Annotated in this window: 16 protein-coding genes; 15 read left to right on the forward strand and 1 reads right to left on the reverse strand. The window is 40.5% G+C overall.

Features of this window, described 5'->3' with window-relative positions; all coding sequences use genetic code 11:
• The first annotated feature begins 54 nt into the window (after positions 1 to 54).
• The 11 genes from MKY52_RS27435 (at position 55) to MKY52_RS27485 (ending at position 11,029) form a co-directional block, all read left to right on the forward strand.
• Positions 55 to 744 carry a hypothetical protein gene (locus tag MKY52_RS27435; RefSeq protein ID WP_341054898.1) on the forward strand — a complete coding sequence of 230 codons (690 nt, stop codon included), beginning with the start codon at positions 55 to 57 and terminating at the stop codon, positions 742 to 744.
• Positions 745 to 1,063: 319 nt separating this feature from the next.
• Positions 1,064 to 1,621, forward strand: a complete 558-nt coding sequence (locus tag MKY52_RS27440; protein WP_042193899.1) for an RNA polymerase sigma factor — start codon at positions 1,064 to 1,066, stop codon at positions 1,619 to 1,621.
• Positions 1,618 to 2,526 carry a hypothetical protein gene (locus MKY52_RS27445; protein ID WP_341054899.1) on the forward strand — a complete coding sequence of 303 codons (909 nt, stop codon included), beginning with the start codon at positions 1,618 to 1,620 and terminating at the stop codon, positions 2,524 to 2,526. Before MKY52_RS27440 ends, MKY52_RS27445 begins: the two co-directional genes overlap by 4 nt.
• Before the next feature lie 314 nt (positions 2,527 to 2,840).
• Complete coding sequence (locus MKY52_RS27450) at positions 2,841 to 3,170, forward strand: ArsR/SmtB family transcription factor (RefSeq protein WP_445671035.1); 330 nt, start codon at positions 2,841 to 2,843, stop codon at positions 3,168 to 3,170.
• On the forward strand, positions 3,170 to 3,586 hold the full coding sequence (locus tag MKY52_RS27455) for an SRPBCC family protein (RefSeq protein ID WP_042127759.1): 417 nt from the start codon (positions 3,170 to 3,172) through the stop codon (positions 3,584 to 3,586). Before MKY52_RS27450 ends, MKY52_RS27455 begins: the two co-directional genes overlap by 1 nt.
• A gap of 103 nt (positions 3,587 to 3,689) precedes the next feature.
• Positions 3,690 to 6,857, forward strand: coding sequence for an ATP-binding cassette domain-containing protein (locus tag MKY52_RS27460; protein WP_341054903.1), 3,168 nt, complete (start codon positions 3,690 to 3,692; stop codon positions 6,855 to 6,857).
• 202 nt (positions 6,858 to 7,059) lie between these two features.
• Positions 7,060 to 8,418 carry a right-handed parallel beta-helix repeat-containing protein gene (locus MKY52_RS27465; RefSeq protein WP_341054904.1) on the forward strand — a complete coding sequence of 453 codons (1,359 nt, stop codon included), beginning with the start codon at positions 7,060 to 7,062 and terminating at the stop codon, positions 8,416 to 8,418.
• Positions 8,415 to 8,972, forward strand: a complete 558-nt coding sequence (locus tag MKY52_RS27470) for a nitrous oxide reductase accessory protein NosL (RefSeq protein ID WP_076286794.1) — start codon at positions 8,415 to 8,417, stop codon at positions 8,970 to 8,972. The genes MKY52_RS27465 and MKY52_RS27470 overlap by 4 nt, the downstream gene beginning before the upstream one ends.
• Positions 8,972 to 9,793 (forward strand): ABC transporter permease, encoded by an 822-nt coding sequence (locus tag MKY52_RS27475; protein WP_076286793.1) that lies wholly within the window; start codon positions 8,972 to 8,974, stop codon positions 9,791 to 9,793. Before MKY52_RS27470 ends, MKY52_RS27475 begins: the two co-directional genes overlap by 1 nt.
• Positions 9,786 to 10,505: an ABC transporter ATP-binding protein gene (locus tag MKY52_RS27480; RefSeq protein ID WP_341054906.1), complete on the forward strand. Its 720-nt coding sequence runs from the start codon at positions 9,786 to 9,788 to the stop codon at positions 10,503 to 10,505. Before MKY52_RS27475 ends, MKY52_RS27480 begins: the two co-directional genes overlap by 8 nt.
• Positions 10,502 to 11,029 (forward strand): redoxin domain-containing protein, encoded by a 528-nt coding sequence (locus MKY52_RS27485; protein WP_341054909.1) that lies wholly within the window; start codon positions 10,502 to 10,504, stop codon positions 11,027 to 11,029. The genes MKY52_RS27480 and MKY52_RS27485 overlap by 4 nt, the downstream gene beginning before the upstream one ends.
• Here the strand turns inward: MKY52_RS27485 and MKY52_RS27490 are convergent, their stop codons facing one another.
• Positions 11,030 to 12,064, reverse strand: a complete 1,035-nt coding sequence (locus MKY52_RS27490; protein ID WP_341054910.1) for a PocR ligand-binding domain-containing protein — start codon at positions 12,062 to 12,064, stop codon at positions 11,030 to 11,032.
• A gap of 202 nt (positions 12,065 to 12,266) precedes the next feature.
• Here MKY52_RS27490 and MKY52_RS27495 point away from each other — a divergent pair, with 202 nt between their 5' ends.
• The 4 genes from MKY52_RS27495 to MKY52_RS27510 all read left to right on the forward strand — a co-directional run bounded on the left by MKY52_RS27495 (position 12,267) and on the right by MKY52_RS27510 (position 17,544).
• Entirely contained in the window at positions 12,267 to 13,403 is a 1,137-nt protein-coding gene (locus tag MKY52_RS27495) for a glycerol dehydrogenase (protein WP_042188270.1), read from the forward strand.
• 1 nt (position 13,404) lies between these two features.
• Positions 13,405 to 15,165, forward strand: a complete 1,761-nt coding sequence (dhaK, locus tag MKY52_RS27500) for a dihydroxyacetone kinase subunit DhaK (protein ID WP_341054913.1) — start codon at positions 13,405 to 13,407, stop codon at positions 15,163 to 15,165.
• A gap of 284 nt (positions 15,166 to 15,449) precedes the next feature.
• On the forward strand, positions 15,450 to 16,424 hold the full coding sequence (locus MKY52_RS27505) for a helix-turn-helix transcriptional regulator (protein ID WP_341054915.1): 975 nt from the start codon (positions 15,450 to 15,452) through the stop codon (positions 16,422 to 16,424).
• A gap of 130 nt (positions 16,425 to 16,554) precedes the next feature.
• On the forward strand, positions 16,555 to 17,544 hold the full coding sequence (locus MKY52_RS27510; RefSeq protein WP_341054918.1) for an ABC transporter substrate-binding protein: 990 nt from the start codon (positions 16,555 to 16,557) through the stop codon (positions 17,542 to 17,544).
• Positions 17,545 to 17,578 lie beyond the last annotated feature (34 nt).

Below are 17,578 nucleotides of genomic sequence, written 5' to 3' on the forward strand. Positions count from 1 at the left end.
AGTTGTACCCCAGCTGTAAATGAAAGTGAGAGGGTTACAATTAAGAAGCTTATTTTGCAAGTAGCATCATCGGTTTTAGCATTTAGTTTACTCGTTGCCTGTAACCATCAACAAGTCAACTCATCTACTCAGGAACAAAAACCATCAGAGGTTAGCTTATTTCCAAAAAACGATCTCATGGATTCCATTGTAATTGACGCTGTAAATGAGGATAAATCAATTCGGGCGGAACAGCAAACGGAAAAGGGAACATTATTGATGATAGCCAAAGGTAGAGAAGAACTTGGGCATTTGGTCGTTTCGAGCACGATGGGACAAGAGGGTGATCAGACCTTTCAGAGTAATTACTCTATTATCTACAGACAGGGAGATCAGGATAAAGTCTTAATGGAACTACCCAATTACTTATTTTTCCGACCATCCAGCAAAAAAATATCCTTTGAGAAGCTGAGTTTTAAAGAAGCTGAGGTTTACATCCTTACTCCTCAATATCAAACAGGTCATGGCGTGGAAGGATATATTTTCGCGATTGATAAGCAAAATGAAGATGTATTCCCATTAGAAATTGTAAACAAGGATCAAGTCTCGAAAACACTTCTTTATTCAGAAGCACAGCCTGTACCAAGTGTCGAAAATAATATCTTAGTAGTCCATCCACCAGTTGGAGCAGGTACACAAGAAGCAGATGCAAAAGATATCTTTTACAAATTGGAATTACACAATAAACGGTTAGTGGCTGAATAGCATGATTTGAACAAAAAGAAGGTCAGTTCACGAAATCGCAGAGCGTCTATGCTTCTACCTTGAAGCTGCAGCAATTCCTCTATAGTTTCTACTTTTAATATTTTGGCCGGTGTTACCCGTTAAAGGGTACACCGGCTTTTTTCATAGGAATCAAAAGGATAAGATCACACGTCATATTATTGGCATTGAATGTCGAAGCTTATGAAGACATACAATGATTTCCCGCACTTGTACATAAGAAAAAAATTTTTTGCAACCAAAACCCTTCTTTTCTTACTTTATAAGTGAGGCCTTAATCAAACTGAACGGAAGTGATGGAGTGGACGATAGTGAAATCATACAGCTGTACTTTGCCCGCAATGAAACAGCAATAGAAGAAACATCCAAAAAATATAGAAATTATTGTACCAAGATTGCTCATAACATTCTGTCTAATTTTGAAGATTCGGAAGAATGCGTGAACGATACTTTTCTAGGAGCGTGGGAAACGATACCGCCGAAGACGCCTGCTAAGCTCTCATCTTTTTTGGGGAGGATCACACGAAATATCGCGTTAAATAAACACGATTATTACATGGCCAAAAAGCGGAATAAAACATTCGATACGATTCTTGATGAATTAAATGATTGTTTATCCTCTCCAGACAATGTCGAAAGTCAATATGAGGAAGAACAAATCGCTGAATCTATAAGCAATTTTCTGCTGAAGATTAATGAAGATCATCGGAATATTTTTCTTAGACGTTACTGGTATTCCGATTCTTTGGCTGATATCGCAACTCGATTCTCAATAAGTGAAAGTAAAACGAAATCGGTTCTTTTTAGAACACGAAAAAAACTCCAATTATACCTTATGAAAGAAGGCTATATCCTATGAATAATAAAGATCTATTTAAGACTATTGGTTATGTAGACGGCAATCTGGTGGAAAAGGCCAACACTGCGAGGCGTACTAATAAGAGAACATATGCGAAGTGGGGAACCATGGCTGCTTGTGCTGCACTTGTGTTAGGAGTGGCCATTTATACATCTCCTCTAAAGTCATCATTAACGAATTCACCACAAATCTCGCAGCAAACGCCAGTTTCAGCTCCTACCGGAGTTCGAAAAATTTTAAATTACAACGGATTTCGTTATGCATTCGTAAGTGATGGTGCTCAGTTTAAGTTCACAGGAATGAAGCCTGAAAAATCACTTGGTACCATAGATTTTGATATTAACCAAGAGATCGGGAAGAACAATGGAGGAGAAGTTGTAGAAAAGGATTTTTCGTCTACGTTCGCTGTTGGAGGTAAGTTATATGAAATTCCGACGTACCCATCCCAATTCCGCATCGCTGTTAAAGTTGAGGAGCATTATTATTTGGCAGAAATCGTGGCGAAGACTAACGATTCTACGATGACCGCTAAGGAATATCTGGATATGTCTAATCTAAAAGAGCATGCAAAAGATATCCATGTTCTTAATCATGTGGGAAATGACGTGTTAAAGAAAATGACAGATCATGCTTCTGTGGAGTCTATCATTGATGGATTGTACAGCGCAAAAACAGCTGATTTAAGTAATAAAGAATACGAGGCTATTGCAGAGGCGCAATCCCTAGGGAAATCGTATCAGCTAAAGTTCAATCTTAAGGACGGAACCTATATGGGCATGTATATCATTCCTGAATTAAAAGTCGTATCTATAGGAGATGCTTACTATCATTTGCCTGACGCCTTCTTTGAGCAATCCGGCGAACTTTTTTCAGGGCTTAAACAAGAAGTGTTGCCGCTTTATTGAGTAAAGGAATCCTGAGCTAGAGAATTACCGGAATATAATTAATTTGGAATAAGAACGAATGATAGGAGGGCGTATGCTCCTCCTTTTTCGTATGATGTCGTATTAGAAATTGAAATCAAAATACATAAGATAGAACGTCTTGGAAAATTAAATATTCATTTCTTATTTCTTTAAAAATAAATAATAAAATTTTAAGGTTATTGACGCGACACCTTTTGGTGTCCTATAATCAAATAGACACTAAATGGTGTCCAATAGGGTACTGATGAAGTATAATCGGTCACACTACAGGTAATATTACGGAAAAGGTGGGGGTGGTTTTGAACGATAATAGTCAAGTGAGGGATGTATATGACGCTGTTGCAGATCCAACAAGGCGAAAATTACTTCAAATCCTGGCTGATGTTGATGAATTACCCCTACATGAAATCACGGTTCATTTTGAAATGGGTCGTACTGCAGTTTCTAAGCACTTGTCTATTCTTAAAGAGGCTGATCTTGTAGTTGCTCGAAAGGTTGGTAGAGAAACGAGGTATCGTTTGAATGCCAATCCATTGAAAGAAATTCGGGATTGGGTATCTTTTTACGAAGGATTCTGGAAAGAAAGAATCGATAAACTAAAACTTTTATTGGAGGAAGAATAATGAAACCAGATGTATCCTTAGATTATCAATTTACAAGCTCCATCGAGAAGGTATGGAATGCTTTGACGGATTCAGATACACTTGCGAAATGGATTTGGAGCAATGACTTTAAACCAGTCGTAGGGCATAAATTTCAATTTCGTGCAGAGCCAAATGAATGGTGGGACGGTATTGTAGATTGCGAGGTTCTCGTAGTAGATGAGCCACATACATTATCCTATACTTGGCATAGTGCCGGAGAAGGTACAACAGTTACTTGGACTTTGAGCAAAGAGGAAGATGGTAAGGTTCATCTGCATCTTGCTCAATCTGGATTTAGTGAGGAGACCAAAGCTCGCCAAGGCGCTATTGAAGGAGCTAAATATGCTTGGGCGAATATGGGCAGTCAGCTTGAAAAAGTATTAGCAGAATTGTAAATTCAAGAATAGGGCGCTTTTCTGAAACACGGAAAGTGCTCTTTTTAATGGAAAAAATCATGGCAATACTAAATGAAGAGAATGGAGATGAGATGATACCACTATGAAAATCAACCGATTAATTGCGAACAATATTAATAAGCTAGATGCAGTATTACCTGTAGACCAATCCCTAGGGATTGCTGGTTTATCCGGATCTGGTAAAACCACCTTTTGTCAAACCATCGGCGAAGAATCCAAGAAACGTCTCGTTTCTTTATTACCAAAGGCAGAATATCAGTATTTATTCCCTAACATTATGGAGACTAATTTCAGTACGATTCAGATGGAAGAAATGCCACTCGTACTTTTTCTAGGGAGATCATCTATTTCTTCCAATCCTCGTTCAACCATTGGCACACATACGGGTGTGTTCACAGAGATTCGAGTTGCGATTGCTGAACAATATAACCTATCGCCAGAGGTTTTTTCATTTAATAATGAATTAGGCTGGTGCCCAGATTGTAAAGGTCGCGGCACTACTAAAAATGTCGAATGTAAAAAGTGTAAGGGTAAGCGATATAATCACGAAACTGAACAATACAAAATGGAGTTATTAGACCAAGACAAGAGTATTTCCGATATTAATGACTTAAGCATTGAAACCATTTTTTCTCTAGCAGAAGTTCTAAACATTAGTGAAGGTAAACAAAACATTCTAAAGAACATAATCCATATGAATATTGGTTATCTAACCTTAAATCGTATAATGGGTACCTTGTCAGGTGGAGAGTTAACACGACTTTATTTGGCAGAATTCATGGCAACCAGTGAAAATACAGTAATTATCATTGACGAAATCTCTGTGGGTCTGGATCACCAAACCCTTTTAAAAATATTAGAGCAGATAAAACAACTAGGATTTAAGAATCAAATTTGGCTTATTGATCATTCGGATACCGTATTAGACATAACGGACGAGCAATTGTTCTTTGGACCAGGAAGTGGTAAATATGGCGGGAAAATCGTTGAAGAATCGCCACGTCCAGCGCCCATCAATGGAGAAATAAATCAGGCAGCTCCAACTGAATATTATCATTTTCATGATCTTTACTGTCGTAATATTCAAATCGCCGAAATTCAGATTCCTCGTAATAGACTTGTAACGTTCACTGGGGAATCTGGCTGCGGTAAATCTACATTGGTCAATGAGTGTATGTCCAAGGTTTTTGTGAAGCGATATCCCAAGGATAAGCTGGTGATTGTGGGGCAGGATCGAAATCAATCGATTACCAGCCGGTCTACGGTTGCGACTTTTCTTGATATTAAGAGAAAGCTCACAAAATATAGCGAAGAGATTGATGATATTTTTCAGCGCTCAATTGAAGATATTATTGATGAACTGCCAAATGAAGACATCGCTCATAAACGTTTAAGTTTATTGATCAAGCTTGGGCTGGGTTATTTAACGTTGGAAAGAAAAACACAGTCTTTATCCACAGGTGAATTTCAATGTGTTCATTTAGTCTCCGAGTTATTTTCAGGTTCAAGAAACCCCAATACACTTTTCATTTTTGACGAGCCTTCCAAAGGGTTATCACAAAATATTCTAAATCAATTCATTGATAGCATTAGAGTCATTCTTCAGGACGAATCGGTCTCCATAATGATGATTGAACATAACTCGTATATGCTGGAAAACTCTGATTTTATCGTTGATTTTGGTAAAAGACAGCTTGAACCTGTTGAGCATCTAGAAGTTGTCGGTCATCAAAATTATTATCTCGAGCAAAACAGTGAAGATCATGTCGCACCATTGCAGATTTCTTCAACACTGCGTCAACAAAATGGCATTAACTATTTAAAAGAAAATCAAATTGCCTACTTTAAAAATGCGGAAAACGTTTATAAAGGTGGCATCTTAAAAAGCTTATCCTCTATGGCGCGTTTGATATATGGTGAATATGAATCAGATACCATTGCACCTGTCATCGCCATTGATCTGGAAAGACACTTATATAGTCAATATACTTTTCTATATGAAATTGGTGGCTTGATCAACCAAATTGTAACGGCACATCCAACTAATAAAGATACAAATAGCTTCGATTTCTATAATCAAGACAATCATTGTCCATGCTGCAAGGGGCGTCGAGTCATTGAAAAATTTGATTTTGAAGTTGTTCTTCAGGATCAAAATGTGCCATTTTGGGATGGCTTATTACATCCAGATGCAATGGATATTCTGAAATTCTATCAATTCCCCAAAATAAAATTCATCTTTGATGAGATTAAGAATGAACTCGGACAAGATATCAGTAAGAGTTATAATGAGATGACGGATGCAGAAAAGCATACTTTTTGGTACGGATATTGGGAAAAGTCATTTTATGATAAAGTAAGCAAGGCAACGAGGACTTGGGAAGGCTTTAATTACATCATTGGGAACTACATGGTGATATCGAAAGCGATTATTAAAGAGCATATTAAACAATCCAAAATACTGATTACCTGTCCAATCTGTGAAGGAACCGTACTAAATCATCATAAGAAGCTAAAGTTTGGCGACACAGATATTCGTGAGATCATTGGACTACCTCTTGATCAAGTGATCAGTACCGTTGGCAAATTACCGGTGCTTGAAAAAATGAAAGCTATTGTCGGCGGTGATATGGTTCTAGCAGAGGATGTCTCTCTATTGCCTAGGAAAATACAAGTTGCTCTAAAAATGCTTGAACTTGAAGTAGCGAGCTTTGCGCACTATGAAATGGTATTACAAAATGCACTGCCATTCTGGGGCGATATTAGCGGCAGTATTGAATCTATTAGCTTGAATAATCAGATCACGATTTGTGATTTTGAGAATATCACCGAAACCAGAGAATACATCATTGATAAGTTTTTCACGAATGGAAAATACAAAAAGCTGACCTATGTTTATGAAGCGTTTGGTTACAAAAAACTGGTCACTCTAATTAATAAGATAAAAGCTAGTCAGCCATGTCCATTCTGTAAAGGAAAGAAAGTCATATCCGAAGATGGACTTCACGATGGCGTTTATAAGTTAACGATTCCATGTGTTAGTTGTTACGCAAGTGGCATTAATGATGAAGGGCGTAAAGAAATTGTCGAAGGCATTGACGTACAGACCTGGCTTACAGGTAACGTTAGTGATGTCGTGACTGAAAGCTCAAATATTGAAGCTGTAGCAGATATTCCAATTTTCAATCGTATTCGGGAGCTAAATAAACAAGAAATGATGGCCGTTTATCATTACCTTGAAAATAATTAGTTAACCTAATGAAACCGCGCTTTGCGCGGTTTTTTATTATGTGGACACACATTTGGGATAGCAAACGATGTGACATAACTCACAATTTAGACACATCTTATTAATAGGGATAGCTACATTGAGCTATAGGCATGCAACTTCCTTTTCTTTACAATTAGGCAAATGATAGATTAGAGAATGAATTGCTGATAGGGGGTGAACAATGGTTATACGCAAAAGTTTCTGTCACCTCAGAGTAATGCTAATGATGTTATTCAGCCTTTTCTTAATAATCACGACCTACAGTGGGAGTGCCAGTGCAAATACTACTTCGAAAGCGATTCCACTCCAGCCGATTATTAATGCCGCCCAAATCGGAGATTCGATTACTTTAGCTCCAGGTACTTACCTGGGTCCGGTTCAAATTGATAAAAGGCTGACGATTAGCGGGGATGGAAGGGCAACACTATTAAATTCATCTCCCGATGCTGAGGTTGCAGTTATGATTGAGGCTGATGGGGTAAAGCTTCAAGGACTTAATATACAGCAGCATAACGGGGGAGAAGCAGCAGCGATTCGGGTGGAAGCCGATCAGGTAACTTTGAAAGATTTAGTCATACATACATTTGGCTTTGGCATTATGCTACGTGAGTCTGATAGTGGAGTTATAGTAAACAATAAAATCCGTTGGTTTATACCTAAAGGTGCTGCTTCGGGAATAAGAGGTAATGGCATCGATCTCTATAACTCTCATGGTTCAGATATCAGAGAGAATGAAATCTCTTATCTCCGAGATGGCATTTATTTAGAGAAGAGTCGCAATACAAAGGTTGATCACAATCGGCTCTATCATTTACGATACGGTGTTCACTGTATGTATATCAATGGATCATCTGTTACGAACAATATTGGAGAATACAACATTACTGGCGCGATGGTGATGGGAGTGAGCGACGTTATGGTATCAGGAAACTCTTTCCGTAAACAAAATCAGAATGTTCATTCTCAAGGAATCCTGCTCTTTGACGTTCGTACCTCTCAGATTGTAAATAACCTCGTGGAAGGAAATCGGGTAGGAATCTATATGCAACAATCCTCCGACAACACTCTCCAGAATAATATGGTGCTCCGAAATTATATTGGGATTCAATTTGAGGGTTCTGAAGGAAACCGCTTTCAGAATAATGCTTTTATTGCAAATGTGATTGAAGCACAGGCAACGGATTCTAAGAATAATAAGATGACGAGAAATTATTGGGATTCATTCGCAGGGCTGGATGTATCGGGTGATGGCATAAGTGATCTGCCATATGCTATTAATCCATTTTATCAGCAATTAGTTACAGAAAATGCTGCTTATCAGCTCTTTTTTCAATCACCGGGCATGACATTTTTAAGCGATCTGTATACAAATGATAAAGAACAATGGTCCACCGATCCAGAGCCGCTTATGCAATTGGATTCAGTTCATGCAGATGTTGGACAAGTTAGTGAGGGGCAAGGGTCGGTGATGGTAGCCGGTTGGCTGCTTTTGTTTTTCTCTGTGATCACAATACTATATATGGGGGTATTACGGTTATGAAAAAATGGAGTTTAATGCTGATGTTGATGGTGGGTTTGTTAATTCTAGCGGCTTGTGGTTCCAAAAAGTTTGAACCTTTGGCGATTAATGAAGAAGTTGATATTTGCGCGATTTGCAATATGCAGGTTAAGGACGATGCCTTTGCTACTCAGCTAACAACGAAAGACGGGAAGAATTATAAGTTTGATGATATTGGTTGTATGAATGAATGGAAGAACAAGAATGGAACCAAAAACATCGGAAAGGATTATGTCCGTGACTATAACGACAAAGAATGGGTGGAATTCAGTAAGGCAAGCTTTGTCTATGATGAGACACTACGCACACCTATGGCTTATGGAGTTATCAGCTTCAAGGACACTGCTTCAGCCGAAGCTTTTGTGAAGGAACAAGGTGTTGGCAGCGTTCTGTCAGCAAGTGATCTGTCCAAGCATGAATGGAAACAAAATACGGATATGATGCAAATGGATATGAATGGCGGAGAAGGTCATATGGACGAGCATAAGTCTGAGGAAATGGAAGGTATGACATCGGATAAAGAGATGGATATGTAATGGTTGATATCCTGCAAGTCGCACGCAGAGAGATTAAAATGGGGTTTCGAAATCCATGGGCTTATTCTTTTTTGGCATTATTTTGTGCGTTTAGTCTTGGCTTACTGCTGATTAATGCACAAAATGAGATTCAAGGCTACACCGCAGTTACAGGTTCCATGCTAAGTCTGATTTTGTATCTGCTGCCGCTTATGACCTTATTCCTAGGCTCTTTTTCACTGACCTCAGAAAAGGAAGAAGGTAGTTGGCAGCTTTTATCTACTTATCCAATAGGAACGTTGTCATTTATTCTTGGCAAGTATGTGGGGCTGGCTGTCGTATTACTTACGGTTGTGGCTTTCGGCTATGGTTTAATGGGAATGATTAGTGGATTCTTGGGCATGGCCTATGATTCTACTACTTACTTTCTATTCTTGTTGTTTTCCGCAGGACTTGTTTTACTATTCTTGACCATCGCCTTGTTTATCGGTTCATTATCAAGAAACCGCTGGCAGGCGCTGACTGTTTCTGTTGCTGTGTGGTTTTTCACAGTAATAGGGTGGCCGACCTTTTTGATCGCCTTTTTAGGTTTAATGCCTTATCTCTGGATTAAGCCCTTACTGGTCGTATTCACAATACTCAACCCAGCAGAGCTTGTTCGGTTATTCGTTGTAATTAAGCTGGGCGGAGGTTCAGTACTGGGACCTGAATATTACCAATGGGTAGAATGGATAAATGGTTCGAAGGGTAGTTTGTTGTTTATGGGAGTCTGTCTAGTCTGGATGTTGAGCTCGATCCTGTTTGTATATTGGATATGGGAAAGGGGGCGCTCTCGTGGATAACCCCTTAGTGAATGTAAGAGGAATTTCTAAGGTTATTAAAAAGCAAACAATAGTTGAAGAGATTAGCTTTCAAATCCACACTGGGAGCATACTTGCACTATGTGGCGGTAACGGGGCTGGCAAAAGTACCGTTTTGCGAATGGTTGCGGGTATTCTTCAGCCTTCGGTGGGCGAAATCTCAGTGGGTGGTTTATACTGGCACAAATCACGCAAACAATTCTCGAAACAAATTGGTTTTATGCCGGATGATTATCAATTCAATCAGGGGCTGTCGGCAGAGGAAGCTCTGACTTTTTGGGCCGCTCTCCGTAGGGTACCCAATCGCAAAACGAGAGTAAACGAAGTCCTTGGCTTAGTAGGTCTACAGGATAAACGAAATCGTCTGGTCAACACCTTTTCAAAGGGAATGCGTCAGCGTATCTTATTTGCTCAGGCATTGCTGGCCAAACCTTCGTTGCTAATTATGGACGAACCCACAAACGGTCTTGACCCTTTCTGGATGAATGAATTCGTAGACCTCCTCCAAAGAATCAAGGAAGAAGGGCATACTGTTATTTTCTCCACACACCAGTTAGAAATCGCTGATAAGATCGCAGATCAGATTGTCTTTTTAAGTCATGGAAGAAATGTTGGTTCAGGTCCGACCAAAGAATTTCATGCGAAATTTGGTTCTTTGTATACAGCCTTTAATCATAGTCTGGGTCTGAAATGAGCATGCGTCGAATCATTGCTTTGCTGGTGATCATCGCAGCTGTCACGACTGTTGTATGGGTATTTAGCCATAATGAAACAAGAGATTCATTTGAGAGGATTGCAGTGGGCTCTATCGCTCCCGAATTTGAAGCTACAACTATAGAAGGCAAAAAGGTTCGTCTAAGCGATTTCCAGGGACAGATTGTGGTGCTTAACTTTTGGGCTTCCTGGTGCACTTCATGTGTGCGAGAAATGCCCCTTCTGAATGGCATTCACAAATCCACTAGTTCTCAAATCGAAACCTTGTTTATTAATGTTGGTGAGTCTAAAGGGACTGTATCAGAATATCTTAAGAATCATAGTTTTTCTTTTCCAGTTGTCATCGATGTTACCGGAAAAATATCTACTTCGTTCGGAGTTAGTGCGCTTCCTGCCACGTTTATTATAAACGGAGAGGGAAAGATCAAAGAGGCTATATTAGGCGAAATCACAGATTTCCCCTTAATGCAGCAGTGGCTGGAGGATGCTAGAAATCATAACTGATCAACTCATATACATATTCCGGTATACAGCTGGAGTGAGATTCTCGAACCGTTTGAATGTTTTAATAAAATAACCAGTATCACAAAATCCTAAATCATCGCTCACTTGATTAATAGGTGCGTCTGTGGTTTCCAGCAACTGCTTGGCCCATTCAATTTTGAGCCTGGCAACGAAGAGGGAGAAGTTCTCGCCTGTTTCTTTTGTAAATATGCGACTGAAATAACTGGGGCTGATATGACAAAGCTTGGCCATTTCTTTTAGGCTGAAATTTTCATTTTTGTGCGCATAGATGTAATCGAACGCAGGCTGAAGCACTGCATTTGAAGAGACCAACTTTTGTGCTCCATTTTTCAATTTGGTCTCAATAAGCGCTCCTGACAACTCTTGCTGCAGAGACTGAATTTTGCGATAAGTAAGGTCTGTCTCCTCGAAAGATTCTGCTGAAGAAGATATATCGATATCTGTGGTCAGTACTCTTTTGTACAAATCAACGGTAGTACGCTTTTGAATGGCTTCTTCCACGATGTAAGTACTTAACTGTAGAAGTAGGTCCACGCACTTGGTTACTTCATCGTAGGATAGGACAGGAAGTGCTTCGTAATCCTCTTTGAGCGCTTGAAACTTCATGTTCGACTCAACATTAGGCGGCCTAGATACTATCTGCTCCAGCTGTGACACATCCGGTTCACGAAGCTTAAGCTGTCCGGCCATAATTGCACCCAAATATTGATCGTCAATAATAATTGGAATCGCGATATCGATAATATTGAAATGGCATAAATAAATATAAGGCTTGTTCTGGCGTACAGCTTCAATGCCGGCACGAGCATCACATTTTTGACAATAAGGAGAGAGATTAGAATCTTGGCGAACGCCTTGGCAGAAAGGCTGACAGAAGCTGTGCTTAGTCACGGGAACGCCTTTATAATCTACGGTAAGAATCGCCATTTTAGTCACGAGTGATAAAGAATCCTGCAGTTTCTCCCATTTCTTCAAATCAATTATTTCTTCTAAATTAAATCGAGATTTGGTCATCACGATATTCTCCTAGGTAAGTTATAGAAACATATTGAACATTATAGCGAATTTTTGCTCAAAAGGACAAGATAATACTATTCCTTAATAAGAAGACAAAAAAACTCGGTAAGAAAACGCTTTATTCTGATCTTATTGTTTCATGCATACCGAAATAGAGCAATCTATAATAATAACTATATACAACCTAGGAGGAATGAAAATGAGAAGAGCGTTTATCAGTCCGACGAAATATGTGCAAGGTGAGAATGAACTTTTGAATTTAGGATATTTTGTAAAAACATTCGGTGATTCCGCACTGCTCATTGCACATCCAGATGATGTTACACGTGTAAAAGATAAATTGGAGTCAACTAAACAGAAATTTAATATAACGCTTGTTGAAAGTGGCTTCCATGGGGAATGCTCAAGACAAGAAGTCGCAAGATTACAGGCTCTGGCTAAGGAACATCAATGTGCATGTACGATTGGTTTGGGTGGAGGTAAGGCGATTGATACGGCAAAATGCGTAGCAGAAGGTGAAGCATTGATTATCGTTCCAACGATAGCAGCAACTGATGCACCAACAAGCCACTCCGCAGTACTCTATACCCCAGAAGGTGAGTTTGATGATTATGCTTATTTCAAGCAAAGCCCAAGTGTAGTAATGATCGACACAACAGTCATTGCCAAAGCACCAACAAGATTTCTTGTTGCAGGGATGGGAGATGCACTCTCCACTTATTTCGAAGCAAGAGCTACAGCAAATTCTTATTCCAATGTGAATGCGGGATTACCTTGCGGGGTTCGTGAAGGTGTTTGTGGGGAAGCTAAAGGAACGATAACCGCACTAGGTCTTGCCAAACTGTGTTATGACACTTTACTTGAAAATGGGTTCAAGGCGAAGCAGGCCTGCGATCTGAATATCGTAACCCCAGCCTTGGAGAATATCATCGAAACGAATATTTTGTTATCGGGACTAGGCTTTGAAAGTGGAGGTTTGGCTGCGATTCATGCGATCCATAATGGTTTAACAGCTTTAGAAGGAACGCATCATTATTATCATGGTGAGAAGGTAGCCTTCAGTACAATTGCTCAATTGGTGCTTGAAAATGCAGACCGTACCGAATTAAGAGAAGTATTGGATTTCTGCCTGTCTATTGGGCTTCCGGTGTGCTTAGCAGATATCGGAGTGGAGCAAGTAACTTACGAAGAACTTCTTGAGGTTGCTAAAAAAGCTTGTATTGCTGAGGAATCGATTCATTCGATGCCGTTCCCAATTACAGAAGAAGCCGTAGCATCGGCGATTATGGCTGCCGACCAATTAGGCCGTCAATACAAATTAAGTAAGGAGCTTTAAGATGAAGAAAATTATGAATAAGCCGGAAACGCTAGTCCGAGAAATGTGTAATGGACTTGTCTTAGCGCATCCTGAGCTGGATTTCAACGATAAATTCAAAGTGATTTCTAAAAAAGAGATCAACACCGATAAAGTTACACTTATAAGCGGTGGTGGAAGTGGGCATGAACCGGCCCATGCCGGGTTCGTAGGCAGCGGTATGCTGGATGCAGCCGTGTGTGGCGATGTGTTTGCTTCTCCATCCCAGATTCAGGTCTACCAAGCGATCCGTAGCTCTGCTAGTAAAAAGGGAACGCTGCTTATTATTAAGAACTACAGCGGTGACATCATGAACTTTAAAAATGCGGCTCATCTCGCAAGTGAAGATGGCATACAAGTGGAATATGTCAAAGTAGACGATGACATTGCCGTTGAAGACAGTCTCTATACCGTAGGGAAACGAGGGGTGGCCGGAACTGTTCTCGTTCATAAAGTAGCCGGGGCTGCGGCAGAAGCAGGACTGTCCCTGACGGAAGTAAAAGAAGCGGCGCAACATGCGATTGACCATGTTCGCACCATCGGCTTCGCCTTTACATCTTGCACCGTTCCTGCTAAAGGAACCCCAACGTTTCATATCGAAGAGGATGAGATGGAATACGGCGTAGGAATTCATGGTGAACCTGGAATTCGCAGAGAAAAAGCCGTGTCAGCGGATGAACTGGCGCAGCGAATGGTTACGTCCTTGCTGAGCAACTTGCAAATGAACGATGAGTCGCAGCAAGAAGTTGCTGTTCTGATCAATGGATTTGGTGGAACACCACTGCAAGAGCTTTATTTGTTGAATAATTCTGTGATCCGTGAATTGACAGCAAAGAATAAGCAAGTGTTTAAAGTATTTGTCGGCAACTATATGACCAGTATCGATATGGCTGGCGCATCAGTGTCAATTATGAAGCTGGATGAGACGCTGAAGAAATGGTTGTCTGCTCCGTGTGATACACCGGCATTGTCGGTTAAAGGTTCATTTGAGCCTGTGAAATATACGGAAGTCATCAAGGAAGAGAAGGCAGACAGCACGGTATCCTTCAAGAATAATACGGATGCTGAAGCAGCGGTAATTAAGAACAACCAGTTTTCCTTACAAAATATCGTATTTTTGATTGATCAAATGAGTGAGGTCATTATCGAGAATGAGGTACCGTTCTGCGAGCTAGACTCCCACGCCGGAGATGGTGATTTTGGGATGAGCGTAGCCAAGGGCTTTAAGCAGTTGAAAGTAGAATGGGAAGATATTCTAGCTAATCATCACAGCAATATCGGTGACTTCCTTGATGCTTGTTCATTGATCATTATGGAGCATTGTGGAGGAGCTTCCGGGCCGATCTGGGGATCGGGCTTCCGCGCTGCAAGCAAGACTGCGCAGCAGAAGCAGGAGTTATCCATTCAGGAATTTGCCAATATGATGCAAGCTGTAGTCAAAGGGATTCAGGATACGGGTGAAAGATCCTTCGGGAGAGGTGCTGTCGTTGGAGACAAGACATTAATTGATGCGCTTGTGCCTTTTGCAGATGCCTGGACACAAGCCGCAGAACAAGGCGAAGATATAAAGCTGGCAGCTGTCAAAGCTGCTGAGGCGGCAGTTCTCGGTGCACAGAAGACTTCAGATATCGTTGCCCGTATGGGAAGAGCAGGTACGGTAGGTGAACGCAGCATTGGTTATCCGGATGCAGGAGCTTACGCGCTTGGAGTTATTTTCACAGAGCTAGCTAAAGCGATGAGATAAGAGATAATATAAACTGAATCCGGATCTGAATAATGCTACGAAAGTTAAAAGCTGATTAACAGAAATCGACTTCCCCTTATCCATTAGGATGAGGGGTTGTTTGTATTTGGAATCATACGCTAACACTCCTCATAAACTGTTCGTTGCAGTTTAGCTAATGTCTCGAATATAATGATACAAATGATAATCGTTATCATTTAATACATGAATAAAGGTGATCTCCTCATGATAAAACACTACATTGGGGTTACAGCGTACTACAGATCTGCTGAGGGTATGAATTAATGACAAGAAAATCAATTCATAACATCTATAACGGGTATTTCAATGCATTGTTTGAGACTCCGTCTATAAGGGACACCACAGAGCGAATGCATTTTTCACAACCTAGTGACCATGGATACGTCGATAGGGTTATCACATCTTCCGGGATCGAAATTGTAGATAGTGATTACCGTTTCACTGAGGATCGTTTAGTCCGAGTTCAATCCGAAGCAGCTATGATTGAGCTAAGCTTTTGTCTACAGGGCAGCGGAGAAGTTCATGTAACAGGCAATAGTCACGAGTTGGTGCCCGACAGTTGTTCATTGCAGCTCATGCGAGATTTCCAAGCCGAATTTCACTATCGCAGTGCTGAACCCATCCGTTTACTGTCCATTGGTGTACCGGTAACACTGTTCGATTCATGGATGGTAGAGCAAGGATCTCCACATACTTGCAGTTTATCCGGGCTGTTAGATGCACAATCTTTTCGTATGTTCCGTATGCCTATTCTTCCAGAAACCTCCCGACTATTGGTTCAATTGAGAGATTGCCCATATCATATCTCAATGCGCAGGTTATACGCAGAGGGTAAGGCATTAGAACTGCTTTCCGCATATTTTGGCGCTTTTCTTTTTGAGCAGAAGCATACAAAACGTAGCTTGCATTTATCTCGCAGTGACCGGGAAAGCGTTCGGAGAGCGAGGGAAATCATACTCGAGCAAATGGCAAACCCTCCATCACTTATAGAGCTGTCCAAGCTGGCAGGTATTAACGAATACAAATTAAAAGTTGGTTTTAAGGAAGAGTACGGTACGACTGTATTTGCCTATTTACGGAACAAACGTTTAGAAAAAGCATGGGAAATCATGCGTTCCGGGGAGAGTAGTGTTAGTCAAACAGCGACGATGGTAGGTTACAACAACTTCAGCCATTTTGCGGAGGCATTTCGGAAGCAGTATGGAATAAATCCTTCTGAAATAACAAAAAAACGTTAGACAACAAATAAATATCCGCCAAACCGTTATTCAATCCCTCTGTCGGTAGTTCAGCCCTATCAGCAGAGTGTATGATCGGACTTGCTAGTAGTGAGAATGATTATCAACAGATTGGAGAGGGTTGGAAAAAATGTTCAGTTTAAAACGTATCTCTTTTGTCGGAATCGCCTTATTCATGATGGTGATGTTGTACGGATGTGGCAATTCAAGGCAGGAGGCTCAAGGAGAGAACTCCCCACCTGCGGTAAAATCTGATCCCGTCGCTACGAATTCCTCCGAAACACGTACCATTAAGGACGCCAAAGGAGATGTTGAAATACCGGTAAACCCGGTTAGAATTGCTGATGTATCTGGCTCAACTGAAGAACTTTTAGTGCTTGGATATAAACCTATGATTACCGGGAATACAGACATGGCTAATTCACTGGAAATCACACCTATTCTAAAAAAAGAACTGCCTAATGTAACGCCCGTTGGATGGTTTCAAACGGAAGTTAACTTAGAAGCGATCAGTGCAGCAAGTCCTGACTTGATACTGGCAGGGCCTACGCAAGAGAAAATCTATGATCAACTAAATATGATTGCTCCAACAGTGAGGGTTCCTTATGGCTTTAATGCTTTTAGAGAGCGGTTTGCCTTTGTTGCAGAGGTACTTGATAAGAAAACAGAAATGGATGAGTGGCTGAAGACCTATGATCAACGTGCTCAACAACTGCATGATCAAATCACAAAGATAACTAAAGAAGAAACGTTTGCAGTAATCGAAGCTACAGAGAAAGAAATCCGGATCTATTCCCGCACAGGTATTGCAGATATGATTTTTAATGATCTTGGATTACTCATCGCGCCAGGAACACCGGAACCAGACCCATGGGGAGGAAAAGTAACAAGTCTAGAAGCATTGTCTACCTTTAATCCAGACCACATCATTTTATTGTCTGATAATGACCGGAATGTTCTAGACCAAAGTAAGGTCTGGAGCAGCCTAAAAGCTGTAAAATCGAAAAATATATATCGCATGACAAGCAGACAAAATTACAATGAAGCATTCTTTGCATTAGGGAAAGAGGCTTTGCTGGAACAAATCGCTGAACAAATCAAGGAACATATCAACAAGTAAAGCTGTTCTGTTTAAAAATGTGTAGCTAAAAAAC

Source organism: Paenibacillus sp. FSL P4-0184 (genome assembly GCF_038004625.1).
GTDB lineage: Bacteria > Bacillota > Bacilli > Paenibacillales > Paenibacillaceae > Paenibacillus_AQ.

Coding starts and splice junctions, on each gene's coding strand:
- MKY52_RS27445 (WP_341054899.1), top strand. CDS start 1,618: ATGAATAATAAAGATCTATTTAAGACTATTGGTTATGTAGACGGCAAT.
- MKY52_RS27455 (WP_042127759.1), top strand. CDS start 3,170: ATGAAACCAGATGTATCCTTAGATTATCAATTTACAAGCTCCATCGAG.
- MKY52_RS27460 (WP_341054903.1), top strand. CDS start 3,690: ATGAAAATCAACCGATTAATTGCGAACAATATTAATAAGCTAGATGCA.
- MKY52_RS27465 (WP_341054904.1), top strand. CDS start 7,060: ATGGTTATACGCAAAAGTTTCTGTCACCTCAGAGTAATGCTAATGATG.
- MKY52_RS27470 (WP_076286794.1), top strand. CDS start 8,415: ATGAAAAAATGGAGTTTAATGCTGATGTTGATGGTGGGTTTGTTAATT.
- MKY52_RS27475 (WP_076286793.1), top strand. CDS start 8,972: ATGGTTGATATCCTGCAAGTCGCACGCAGAGAGATTAAAATGGGGTTT.
- MKY52_RS27485 (WP_341054909.1), top strand. CDS start 10,502: ATGAGCATGCGTCGAATCATTGCTTTGCTGGTGATCATCGCAGCTGTC.
- MKY52_RS27490 (WP_341054910.1), bottom strand. CDS start 12,064: ATGACCAAATCTCGATTTAATTTAGAAGAAATAATTGATTTGAAGAAA.
- MKY52_RS27495 (WP_042188270.1), top strand. CDS start 12,267: ATGAGAAGAGCGTTTATCAGTCCGACGAAATATGTGCAAGGTGAGAAT.
- dhaK (WP_341054913.1), top strand. CDS start 13,405: ATGAAGAAAATTATGAATAAGCCGGAAACGCTAGTCCGAGAAATGTGT.
- MKY52_RS27505 (WP_341054915.1), top strand. CDS start 15,450: ATGACAAGAAAATCAATTCATAACATCTATAACGGGTATTTCAATGCA.
- MKY52_RS27510 (WP_341054918.1), top strand. CDS start 16,555: ATGTTCAGTTTAAAACGTATCTCTTTTGTCGGAATCGCCTTATTCATG.